This window comes from Pseudomonas sp. TE21394 (assembly GCF_054057835.1).
Genome location: NZ_JBSRZR010000001.1, coordinates 208008 through 219944 on the forward strand (window position 1 = coordinate 208008; position 11937 = coordinate 219944).

General features: G+C 67.5%; 9 protein-coding genes. 8 read left to right on the top strand and 1 reads right to left on the bottom strand.

The annotated features are described in order from the left end of the window. The first annotated feature begins 2 nt into the window (after positions 1 to 2). The 8 genes from ACVWZT_RS00940 (at position 3) to ACVWZT_RS00975 (ending at position 11578) form a co-directional block, all read left to right on the top strand. Positions 3 to 947 carry a DUF58 domain-containing protein gene (locus ACVWZT_RS00940; protein WP_457467735.1) on the top strand — a complete coding sequence of 315 codons (945 nt, stop codon included), beginning with the start codon at positions 3 to 5 and terminating at the stop codon, positions 945 to 947. A gap of 13 nt (positions 948 to 960) precedes the next feature. Next, positions 961 to 1455: a DUF4381 domain-containing protein gene (locus ACVWZT_RS00945; protein WP_296234453.1), complete on the top strand. Its 495-nt coding sequence runs from the start codon at positions 961 to 963 to the stop codon at positions 1453 to 1455. After that, entirely contained in the window at positions 1448 to 2524 is a 1077-nt protein-coding gene (locus tag ACVWZT_RS00950; RefSeq protein WP_457467738.1) for a vWA domain-containing protein, read from the top strand. Before ACVWZT_RS00945 ends, ACVWZT_RS00950 begins: the two co-directional genes overlap by 8 nt. Next, complete coding sequence (locus tag ACVWZT_RS00955) at positions 2521 to 4239, top strand: tetratricopeptide repeat protein (RefSeq protein ID WP_457467739.1); 1719 nt, start codon at positions 2521 to 2523, stop codon at positions 4237 to 4239. The genes ACVWZT_RS00950 and ACVWZT_RS00955 overlap by 4 nt, the downstream gene beginning before the upstream one ends. Continuing rightward, positions 4236 to 5870 (top strand): BatD family protein, encoded by a 1635-nt coding sequence (locus ACVWZT_RS00960; RefSeq protein WP_457467741.1) that lies wholly within the window; start codon positions 4236 to 4238, stop codon positions 5868 to 5870. Before ACVWZT_RS00955 ends, ACVWZT_RS00960 begins: the two co-directional genes overlap by 4 nt. 238 nt (positions 5871 to 6108) lie before the next feature. Next, complete coding sequence (locus ACVWZT_RS00965; RefSeq protein WP_457467743.1) at positions 6109 to 7347, top strand: exonuclease SbcCD subunit D C-terminal domain-containing protein; 1239 nt, start codon at positions 6109 to 6111, stop codon at positions 7345 to 7347. Next, a complete protein-coding gene (locus tag ACVWZT_RS00970; RefSeq protein WP_457467745.1) occupies positions 7344 to 10988 on the top strand; it encodes an AAA family ATPase in 3645 nt (1214 codons plus the stop codon). The genes ACVWZT_RS00965 and ACVWZT_RS00970 overlap by 4 nt, the downstream gene beginning before the upstream one ends. Then, positions 10985 to 11578: a glutathione S-transferase gene (locus tag ACVWZT_RS00975; protein WP_296234444.1), complete on the top strand. Its 594-nt coding sequence runs from the start codon at positions 10985 to 10987 to the stop codon at positions 11576 to 11578. The genes ACVWZT_RS00970 and ACVWZT_RS00975 overlap by 4 nt, the downstream gene beginning before the upstream one ends. A 146-nt stretch (positions 11579 to 11724) precedes the next feature. Here the strand turns inward: ACVWZT_RS00975 and ACVWZT_RS00980 are convergent, their stop codons facing one another. Next, positions 11725 to 11904 (bottom strand): hypothetical protein, encoded by a 180-nt coding sequence (locus ACVWZT_RS00980; protein WP_296234443.1) that lies wholly within the window; start codon positions 11902 to 11904, stop codon positions 11725 to 11727. Positions 11905 to 11937 lie beyond the last annotated feature (33 nt).

The window sequence follows — 11937 nt, forward strand, 5'->3', positions numbered from 1 at the left end:
CCATGCCCACCACTTCGCTGGCCGAGCCCGGCATCCGCATCGGCCTTGCCGAGCTGATCGACATGCGCCACCGCGTGCGCGAAATCCAGCTGTTTTCCCGGCCTGGCCAGCGCAGCCCGCTGGTGGGCCTGCATCATTCCAAGCTGCGCGGGCGCGGCGTGGACTTCGACCAGGTGCGCGTGTACCAGGCCGGCGACGATGTGCGCAACATCGACTGGCGCGTCACCGCGCGCACCCAGGAGCCGCACACCAAGCTGTTCCACGAAGAGCGCGAACGGCCGATCTTCATCCTCGTCGAGCAAAGCCACCGGCTGTTCTTCGGCTCGGGGCTGATGTTCAAGTCGGTGCTGGCCGCCCAGGCTGCGGCGCTGTTCGGCTGGGCCGCGCTGGGCCACAACGACCGCATCGGCGGGCTGGTGTTCGGCGACAACGAACACCACGAAATCAAGCCGCGACGCAGCAAGCAGAGCCTGCTGCAACTGCTCAACCGCCTGGCCAAGGTCAACCAGGCACTGCACACCGAGGCCACCCCCGGCACAGACAGCCTCGGCCTGGCCCTGCGCCGCGCCCGCGAGGTCCTGCGCCCTGGCAGCCTGGCCATCATCATCTGCGACGAGCGCTCGCTCACCGCCCAGGTGGAACAGCACCTGGCCATGCTGTCGCGTCATTGCGACCTGCTACTGATGCCGGTATCCGACCCGCTCGACCACGCCCTGCCCGCCGCCGGCCTGTTGCGTTTTGCCCAGCGCAGTGCGCAGCTGGAGCTCGACACCCTCGACGCCAACCTGCGCCAGGCCTACCGCCAGCAGGCCGAAGCGCGTATCGAGCGCTGGGAACTGATGGCGCAGAAGCTGCGCGTGCTGCTGATGCCACTTAGCACCCAGAGCGAAATGATCGAGCAACTGCGCGAATACCTGAATGCCCAGCGGCCGCGGAGCGCGTCATGAAGAGCAGCGGCCAATGAACCCGCTTGACCAACTGCAACCGCTGATTGCCCCGGCGCCAATCGGCCTGTGGCCACCGGCCCCCGGCTGGTGGGTGTTGCTGGCCATGCTGCCGCTGCTGAGCTGGGGCCTGTGGCGGTTGCGCCGCTGGCGCCCGGGCAAACGCCGCGTGGTACGCGCCGAGCAACCGCTGGACCCTGTGCGCGTGGAGGCGCTGGCCGAGCTGGCCCGCCTGCCGCGCCCCTATGACGGCGCCCCCGCCGGCGCCTGGCTGCAACAGATCAACGCACTGCTCAAACGCCTGTGCCGCACCCACTACCCGGGGGCCAACAGCCATACCCTCAATGGCCGCCAGTGGCTGGCGTTTCTCGACAACCGCTGCCCGGCCGCCGGCCTGACCCGCTGGATGGTGCTGGTCGAAGGCGCCTACAAACCCGAGTGCAAGCTCGACGACAAGGCCATCGCCGGGCTCAGCCAGGCCGTCGAAACCTGGATTCGCAAGCATGTTTGAACTGGCCTGGCCGTGGGTCTTCGCCCTGTTGCCGTTACCGTGGCTGGCGCGCCTGGTGCTGCCGGCCGCCGACAGCGGCGAACCGGTGCTCAAGGTCGGCTTCCTCAACGAACTGGAGAGCCTCGCCGGGCGCCGCGCGCGGCTGAACCTGCCGACCTGGCGCCAACAGGCGCCGTTCGTCGTCATCTGGCTGCTGTTGCTGTGCGCCGCCGCCCGCCCGCAATGGCTGGGCGACCCGGTCCCGGTCGCCGCCAGCGGCCGCGACCTGCTAGTGGCAGTGGACGTGTCCGGGTCGATGGACTTCCCCGACATGCAGTGGCAAAACGAAGAAATCAGCCGCCTCGACCTGGTCAAGGCGCTGCTCGGCGACTTCCTGCAGGACCGTGAAGGCGACCGCGTGGGCCTGATCCTGTTCGGCAGCCAGGCTTATCTGCAGGCCCCGCTCACCTTCGACCGGCGCACCGTGCGCACCTTCCTCGACGAAGCCCAGATCGGCATCGCCGGCAAGAATACCGCGATCGGCGACGCCATTGGCCTGGCGGTCAAGCGCCTGCGCCAGCGCCCGGCACAAAGCCGGGTGCTGATACTGATCACCGACGGCGCCAACAACGGCGGGCAGATCCACCCACTGACCGCCGCCCGCCTGGCCGCCCAGGAAGGCGTGCGTATCTACACCATCGGCATCGGCGCCAACCCCGAAGCCAGTGGCACCCCGGGCCTGCTCGGCCTCAACCCGAGCCTCGACCTGGACGAAGCCTCGCTCAAGGAGATTGCCGAGATCACCCACGGCAGCTATTTCCGTGCCCACGACGGCGTCGAGCTGAACGCCATCGGCGACACCCTCGACCAGCTCGAACCGGTGGCCCAGCAACCGACCCAGTCACGTGCGGCCAAGGCCCTGTACGCCTGGCCGCTGGCCCTGGCGCTGCTGCTGAGCGTGCTCCTGGTCGCGGCCGTGCAATGGCCCGACAACCTGCTGCAGCGCGTATTGCGCAAGCCGCGCTTCCTGCAGCCGCACCCGGAGTGGCGCCAACGCCTGAAGCGCCTGCGCCTGAGGAGGCGGCGATGAGCGCACTATGGCCTGAATGGTTGCGCCCGTTGTGGCTGTTGGCCGTGCCGCTGCTCGGCTGGCTGTTGTACAAGCTTTGGCATCGGCGCAAGCGTGCCGGGCGTTGGCAGATGATTCTGCCGCCGGCATTCCATGGCGTGCTGCTCGGCGGTGGCAGTGGCAGCACCAGCAAGCTGCCATGGGTGGCGCTGGGCCTGGCCTGGGCGCTGGTGGTCCTGGCCCTGCTCGGGCCCAGCTGGCAGCGCGTGGAGGAAGGCCGCCAGCGCCCGGCCGACCCGCTGGTGATCCTGCTCGAACTGACCCCGCAGATGCTCGCCGAGGACAGCCCCCCCAACCGCCTGGAGCAGGCGCGGCGCAAGATCCTCGACCTGCTGGAGCACCGCCGCGACAGCCAGACCGCGTTGGTGGTCTACGCCGGCTCGGCGCATATCCTGGTGCCGCTCTCCGACGACCTGGCGACCACCCGCAACCTGCTGGAGGCGATCGACCCGTCGATCATGCCCAAACCCGGCCAACGCGCCGACCTCGCCGTGCAGAAAGGCCTCGCCCTGCTGGCCCAGAGCGGCCTGGGCCAGGGCCGTCTGCTGCTGATCGGTTCCTCGCTCAGTGCTCCGGAGCGCCAGGGCATCGCCCAGGCCCTTGGCCGCCAGGGTCCGAGCCTGCTGATGCTGGGCATCGGCAGTCGCGAAGGTGCGCCGGTGCGCCAGGCCAACGGCGAATACCTCAAGGACGACCAGGGCGGCATTCTCTTGCCGCGGCTGGACAGCGCCAGCCTCAAGGGTTTCATCAGCGGCACCGGCGGGCGCTACCGGCATGCCCGGGTCGACGACCTCGACCTGCGCGGCCTGGGCCTGTTCGACAGCCCGCGCAGCGGGCGCAATGACGGCCAGACCTTGCAACTGGACAGCTGGGCCGACCAGGGTTACTGGCTGCTGCTGCCACTGTTGCTGCTGGCCGCCTGCGCCGGCCGCCGCGGCTGGCTGTTCTGCCTGCCGTTGCTACTGGCCGTGCCACAGCCCGGTCACGCCTTCGAATTGAATGACCTGTGGCTGCGCCCCGACCAGCAAGGCCAGCGCCTGCTCGAGCAAAACCGCCCGGCCAGCGCCGCGCGTCACTTCCGCGACCCGCAATGGCGCGGCATGGCCCTGTACCAGGCCGGCGACTATGCCGCTGCCGCCGAAGCGTTTTCCCAGGGCGACACGGCCGCAGCCCACTACAATCGAGGCAATGCGTTGGCTCGCAGCGGTGAGCTGGAAGCTGCGCTGGACGCCTATGAGCAGGCCCTGGAACGCCAGCCCGACCTGCAAGCGGCGCTGGACAACCAGGCGTTGGTACAGCAACTGCTGCAACAGCGCACGGCCAAGGCCGACGAGCAACCGGCCAGCAGCGAGGCCCAGGGCCCCCCCGGCAGCGAAACCGAAGGCAACAGCAGCTCGGCCAGCAGCCTGGCCCAGGGGACGCCCGGCAGTGATGAACAGCCTGGCAGCGAACAGCCAGGTGAAGGCAGCGGCCACAGCCAGGCCCCGTCCGGCAACCAGGCGGGCGCAGATGACAGCGTCATCCAGCCGCCGCAGCGCCCGATGTCGACCAGCCTCGATGCCGAGCAACGCCAGGCCCTGGAACAATGGCTGCGCGAAATCCCCGACAACCCGGCCGAGCTGCTGCGGCGCAAATTCTGGTATGAACAGCAATTGCAACAGGAAAACCCACAATGAGTCGCTTCGGCGTCTTTCTACTCTGCCTGCTGTGGGCCGTACTGGCCCAGGCCGAACCGCTGCTGCGCGCCAGCGTTGACCGTACCAGGCTGGAGGCTGGCGAAAGCCTGGAGCTGACCCTGGAAAGCCAGGACGTCACCGAATTCGGCAAGCCCGACCTGCGCGCGCTGGAAAACGACTTCGAAGTGCGCGGCACGCGCCAGCTGAACAGCCTGCACAGCCTCGATGGCGAAACCCGCGCCAGCACCCGCTGGATCATCACCTTGCTGCCAAGGCGCAGTGGCAGCCTGCGTATTCCCGAACTGCAACTGGGCCAGTCGCACAGCCAGGCGATCGACCTGCAGGTCCTGCAAGCCGACGCCAGCCGCCAGGACAGCGCTTCTCAGGTATTCATCGAAGCAAGCCTCGACAGCAGCGACGTTTATGTCCAGGCCCAGGCCGTGCTGACCCTGCGTATCTACCACTCGGTGGCGCTGTATGACGACAGCAGCCTGAGCCCGCTGCAACTGGAAAATGCCAAGGTCGAACCGCTGGGTGAATCCCGCACCTATGAAAAGGAAATCAATGGCGTTCGCCATGGCGTGATCGAAACCCGCTATGCCATCTATGCCCAGCAAAGCGGCACCCTCGACATTCCGTCGCTGACATTCACCGCCACCGCTGCCGCCAGCCCGGACGACACCGCAGCCGCCAACGGCACGGCCCGTACCGGCCGCCAGGTGCAGGTCAGCTCGCTGCCGCTGCGCCTGGCCGTGCGGCCGATTCCGCCGGCCTGGCCGGCTGGCGTGGCGTGGCTACCGGCCCGCAGCCTGAGCCTGGAAGAGCACTGGAACCCCGACCCCGGCAGCCAGCAGGTACAGATTGGCGACTCGCTGACCCGCAACATCACCTTGCGAGCCGACGGCTTGTCCAGCACCCAGTTGCCGCCGCTGCCAGCCACCGAAATCACCGGACTGCGCCGCTATCCCGACCAGCCGCTGCTGCGCAACGAGATCGGCGAGCGTGGCATGACCGCCAACCGCGAAGAGCGCGAAGCGCTGGTGCCGACCCACAGTGGCGCGCTGGCATTGCCGGTGCTGGAGGTGGCCTGGTGGAACACCCGCGAAGACCACCTGGAGCACAGCAGCCTGCCGGCGCGTACGCTGAACGTGCAGGACAACCCGGCATTGAGCGCCGACACCCCGGTGGGTGACGGCAGCAGCGCCAGCAGCCTGCTATGGCCGTGGCAGCTGGCCACCCTGCTGTTTGCCCTGACCAGCGTGCTGGGCTTCGCCCTGTGGTGGCGCGCCCGTTCGCAACCGGCCGTGCTGCGCGCCGCACAGAGCGGGCCGAGTCCGCGTACCCTGCTGGATGACCTCAAGCGCGCCTGCCAGGCCAACGACCCGCAGGCCACCCGCCAGGCACTGGACGCCTGGGCCCGGCAGCAGCCGGAAACCCTGGCCGAGATGGCGGCGCGCTTCGTGCCGCTGTCGGATGCGCTGGACGGGTTGAACGGGGCGTTGTACAGCGAGAGCGGGCAGTATTGGCAGGGTGAGGATTTGTGGCGAGCGATCGGTACCATTCCGCCGGCTGAGCAGGTGTTGCTGCCGGCTGGCGAGAACGGCAGCTTGCCGCCGCTCTATCCCAAGTAATTGCTGCCTGCAGCCGTTCACGCCGCAAACGGGATCGCATGGTTGCCAGGGGTTCGTCCACACAGGTTCAGCGCCTGCGAGATCGAGCGCCGCCCGCGCGGCGCTCGGTCTCACCCACACTGAAGATCTCCAGCCGAGCACCGTTGCCCACACGCTTGGGGTACCATACCGTCCTTGCGCAACGCCCATCACCCAAGCCAAGCCCCTGCTTGCTCGACTCGACACCAACAGGTCATCCATGCGTCTGTTTCACACCTCCGACTGGCACCTGGGCCAAAGCCTTCACGGCCAGGAACGCGATTTCGAACACGCCTGCTTCCTCGAATGGCTGCTCGGCCAGCTGCGCCTGCGTCAGCCGGATGCGCTGCTGATCGCCGGGGATATCTTCGACACGGTCAACCCGCCGGTCAAAGCCCAGGAGCGCCTCTACGATTTCATCGTCCAGGCCCACGAGCAGTTGCCCAAGCTCGACATCGTGATGATCGCCGGCAACCACGACTCCGGCTCGCGCATCGAGCTGCCCGCTGCACTCATGCGCCGCCTGCGTACCCATGCCCTGGGCCGGGTGCACTGGCTGGACGACGGCCAGCTGGACGTCGAACGCCTGCTGATCCCGCTGACCAATGGCCGCGGCAAGGTTGCCGCCTGGTGCCTGGCCCTGCCCTTCCTGCGTCCGGCCGAGGTGACCGGCCCGCAACTGGGCGACGATTACCTGCAAGGCATCACCCAGGTACACCAGCAACTGATCGCCGCTGCGCAGAAGAAGCGCAGGAAAGACCAGGCGCTGATCGCCATCAGCCACGCGCACATGGCTGGTGGCGCGGTGTCGGAGGACTCCGAACGCAGCCTGATCATCGGCAACGCCGAGGCGCTGCCGGCCAGGCTGTTCGACAAAGCCATCAGCTACGTCGCCCTAGGCCACCTGCACAAGCCGCAGAAGGTCAACCGCGAAGAACGCATTCGCTACAGCGGCTCGCCGATCCCGCTGTCGTTCGCCGAAATCAACTACCCGCACCAGGTACTGGAAGTGGAGCTGGATGGCAGCGGCCTGGTCAGCGTCGAGCCACGCCCGGTACCGCGCGCGGTGGCCCTGCAACGGGTTGGCCCGGCACCACTGGGCGAACTGCTGGCGCAGCTCGGCGAACTGCCGGTGATCGACCTGCTCGAAGACCCCAACCGCCAGCCCTGGCTGGAAGTGCGGGTGATCCTCGACGAGCCGCAACCCGACCTGCGTCAGCAGATCGAAGGCGCCCTGCACGGCAAGGCCGTGCGCCTGGTGCGCATCAGTGCCGAATACGCCGGCCGCAACAACGCCGAAGACGATGACCTGGCCTTTGTCGAACTGGCCCGGATGACCCCGCAGGACCTGTTCAGCCGCGCCTGGGAGCAGGCTTACGGCAACCCTGTCGACGAGCAGGCGCTGGCTGACTTTGCCCTGCTGTTGCAGGACGTGCAGCAGGAAGAGGAACAGCCATGAAGATTCTCGCCATCCGCCTGAAGAACCTGGCATCGCTGGCCGGCCCGATCGACATCGACTTCACCGCCGAGCCACTGGCCAGCGCCGGCCTGTTCGCCATCACCGGCCCCACCGGCGCCGGCAAGAGTACCCTGCTCGACGCCCTGTGCCTGGCCCTGTTCGGCAGCGTACCGCGGCTGAACGACATCGGCCGCGAGGCCAAGGTGCCGGACGCCGACGGTGACATCCCCACCTCCGACCCGCGCAACCTGCTGCGCCGGGGTACCGGTAGCGGTTTTGCCGAAGTCGACTTCGTCGGCATCGATGGCCGCCGCTACCGCGCCCGCTGGGAAGCCAACCGCGCCCGCGACAAGGCCAACGGCAAGCTGCAGCTCAGCCGCCAGAGCTTCTACGACCTGGACAGCGAACAGCTGCTGGCCAGCGGCAAAAACGAATACAAGCAACTGGTCGAAGCCCGCCTGGGCCTGAACTTCGAGCAGTTCACCCGCGCCGTGATGCTGGCCCAGAGCGAGTTTGGCGCCTTCCTCAAGGCCGACGACAAAGAGCGCAGCGAGCTGCTGGAAAAGCTCACCAACACCGCCATTTATACCCGCCTGGGCCAGCGTGCCTTCAGCAAGGCGCGCGAGGCCGGCGAAGCCCACAACGCCCTGAAGGAGCGTGCCAGCCACCTGCTACCGATGGCCACCGAAGCCCGCGCCGAACTCGACCAGCGCCTGGAGCGGGCACTGCAGCAGTTCAAGGCCGACCAGGCCGCCGAGCGCCAGCTGGAACAGCAGCGCAACTGGCTGAATGAACAACGCCAGTTGCAGGCCCAGCACGCCGAAGCCAGCAGCGCCTTGCAGGCCGCCGAACAGGGCTGGCAGCTGCTGGCCGAGCAGCGTCTGGACCTCGTGCGCCTGGAGCGCCTGGCGCCGCAGCGGCATCAGTTCCATCGCCAGCAGATGCTGGCTGAGCAACTGGCACCGCTGGCCGAAAAAATTGCCGAGCAACAGCGCCGACAAGCTGAGCTGCAGGGCCGTACCGGCGACCTCGAACAGGCTCTGCTAGTGGCACGCCAGGCGCTGGCCGACAGCCAGACACAACACGGCGAAAACGCTCCACGCCTGCGCCAGGCGTTCGCCGCCCAGGACAACCTGGCCCGCCTGGATCAGGAGCTGGGGACACAGCGCAGCACCAGCCAGCAGGCCGACCAGCAGGTCGCCGAAGGCCAGCAGCAGGTACAGCAGCTGGAGGAGCACCAGCAGCGCAGCCTGCAACAACTGACGCAGATCGACACGGCCCTTGCCGACAGCCAGCACCTGGCGGGCCTGGCCGATGCCTGGCACGCCTACCTGCCGCAATTGAAGCAGGTAATGCTGACCGGTGGCCGCCTGGCCAAGGGCCGCGAGGAACTGCCCGGCCTGCAGGCCCAGGCCAGCCAGGCCAATGCGCAGCTGCAGGCCGAGCGCGATGCCTTCGACCTGCTGTTCCGCGAAGCCAAGGCCGAGCCACACGCGTTGGCCGAGCAGATCGACCTGCTCGGTGGCATGCTGCAGGACAACCGCAAGCAGCAGCGTGCGGTGGAAGCGCTGTCGCGCCTGCACGGTCGCGAACTGGAACTGCGCGAGCAGCTGGCGATTGTGCGCGAGCGGCAACAGCAGGCCATGCAGCAACGCCAGCAGCTGATTACCGAAGGCACCGCCGCCAAGGCCGAGCTACAAGCCGCCGAGCAGGCCCTCAACCTCACCCGGCAGTTGCTGGAACGCCAGCGCCTGGCCCGCAATACCAGCGTCGAAGCGCTGCGCGAGCAACTACACGATGGCGAGCCTTGCCCGGTGTGCGGCAGCGTCGAGCATCCGTTCCACCAACCCGAGGCCTTGCTGCAGAGCCTGGGCCGGCACGACCAGGCCGAAGAAGACGCGGCACAACAACAGGTCGACAGCTTCAACAGCAAGCTGGTGGAACTGCGCACCCAGCTGGGCGTGGTCAATGCCCAGCTCAAGGACTACCAGCAGCAACAGCAGCAACTGACCGAGCAGTTGCAAGCCCAGGTGGCCCAGGTGCAGGCGCATAGCCTCTGGCCGGCCCTGGCTCCGCAGGACGACAAGGCTCGCAGCGCCTGGCTGGACGCTCAGTTGCGGCGCCTGGAGCAGGAAATCGGCAACGACGAGCAGCGCCAGAGCGCCCTGCTCGCCTTGCAGAAGGATGCCGCCCGCCTCAGCCAGCAACTGCAGGCCGCCCACGAAGCGCAACAGCAAGCCCAGCGCCACCTCGAACACCAGCACCAGGCCCTGGCCAGCGACGAGCAGCAGTTGCAGCAGAGCCTGAATGACCTGGCCAGCGTGTTGCCCGACGAGGTGCTCAAGGCCCTCAGCGACGACCCGGCCAATGCCTTCCTCACCTTGGACCAACAGATCGCCCAGCGTTTGCAGCTACTTGTGCAACGCAAGGACGAACAGCAGGAACAGCAAGCCCGCCAGGCCCAGCTGGACAAGCTGCGCGACCAACAACAGACGCGCGTGCAAACCCAGCAGCAGTTGCAGCAACAGCTTGCCGCCATCGAAGCACAACGCCAGCACGCCCACAGCTCGCTCGACGAGCTGCTGGGCGAACACGCCAGCGCCGAAGCCTGGCAACAGCACATGGACGCCACGCTGGAACAGGCCCGTGCCCTTGAGGCGGATACCGTCCAGCGCCTGCAGCTGCTGCGCAACCAGGACGTACAGCTGGCCAGCGAACTCAATGCCAACATCCGCCAGCAGCAGGCACTGGATGCCGAGCGCCAGCAGTTGCAGGCGCAGATCGCGCAGTGGCGCAGCGCACACCCGGACCTGGATGATGCCGGCCTGGATCGTCTGCTGGGCATCGACGATGCCCAGGTAAATGAACTGCGCCAGCGCCTGCAAGGCGCCGAAAAAGCCATCGAACAAGGCCGCGTGCTGCTGCAGGAGCGTGAGCAGCGCCTGCAGCAGCACGCGGCGCAAATGGCCGTTGATACCTCGGCCGAAGCGCTGCAACAGGCCCTGGCCGAATTGCGTGAACGCCTGGCCGGGCAGGAGCAGCAGTGCGCCGAACTACGTGCCCAGCAGGCCGACGACCAGCGTCGCCAACAGGCGCACCAGGCACTGGCAGCAGAAATCGAGTTGGCCCACCAGCAATGGCAGCGCTGGGCCCGCCTGAATGCGCTGATCGGCTCGGCTTCGGGTGACGTGTTCCGCAAGATCGCCCAGGGCTACAACCTCGATCTGTTGTTGCACCACGCCAACGCCCAGCTGCGCCAGCTGGCCCGTCGCTACCGCCTCAAGCGCGGCGGCAGTGCCCTTGGTTTGCTGGTGCTGGACACCGAGATGGGCGACGAGCTGCGTTCGGTGCACTCGCTGTCGGGCGGGGAAACCTTCCTGGTGTCGCTGGCCCTGGCGCTGGGCCTGGCCTCGATGGCCTCCAGTACCCTGCGCATCGAATCGCTGTTCATCGACGAGGGCTTCGGCAGCCTCGACCCGGAATCGCTGCAACTGGCCATGGATGCGCTCGACGGCCTGCAGGCGCAGGGCCGCAAGGTGGCGGTGATTTCCCACGTGCAGGAAATGCACGAGCGCATTCCGGTGCAGATCCAGGTGCGCCGCCAGGGCAACGGCCTGAGTGACGTGCAGGTGTGCGGGTGATCCTCTACTCGTTCCGCCGCTGCCCGTGGGCCATGCGCGCGCGCCTGGCCCTGCGCTATGCCGGCTGCGAGGTGGAGATCCGCGAGGTGGCGATGAAGAACAAGCCGGCAGAGCTGCTGGCCTTGTCGCCCAAGGGTACGGTGCCGGTGCTGGATACCGGTGCCGAGGTGCTGGAAGAAAGCCTGGACATCATGCGCTGGGCGCTGGCCCGCAACGACCCGCAGGATTGGCGGCTGCAAGCCGACGCTAGCGCGGCGCAGCAGGCTGAATCACTGATTGCGCGCAACGACAGCACGTTCAAGGCGCAGGTAAACCTGTACAAGTACGCCGAGCGCTACCCGGCGTATTCCCGTGCACAGTACCGGCAACAGGCCGAAACCTGGCTGGCCGAGCTTGAAGGCTTGCTCGCCGGCCGGCCTTACCTGCTGGCCAACCACCCGAGCATTGCCGATGCCGCGCTGCTGCCCCTGATGCGCCAGTTTGCCGGGGTCGAACCGCAGTGGTTCGCCGAGGCGGCTTATCCGCGGCTGCGGAGCTGGCTGCAGGGCTGGTTGGCTTCGGACCTGTTCAAGGCCGTCATGGCCAAATAGGTTTACACGATCCGTTGTAGGAGCGGCCTTGTGTCGCGATAGGGCCGCAGAGCGGCCCCGGCAATTTCGGCTGTAACGCAAAAAACCGGGGCCGCTACGCGCCCCATCGCGGCACTAGGCCGCTCCCACACGGGACCGAGTCAGACTCACGGGTGGTGCTTACCACTCAACGCTGCATGAAAGTGGGCACTCTGGCGCAGGTACTGTTCGGTGTAGCTGTGGGTCGCGGACGCCTTGCCGCTGCTGTCGGCATGGGCATGCGTCGGCAGGACGACCGAAGCGGAAATGGCGGATGCGGCAATGACCGGGAAGAGATTGAAGTTCATCTGGGTTGACCTCGACGGCGGTGGTTTGACGGT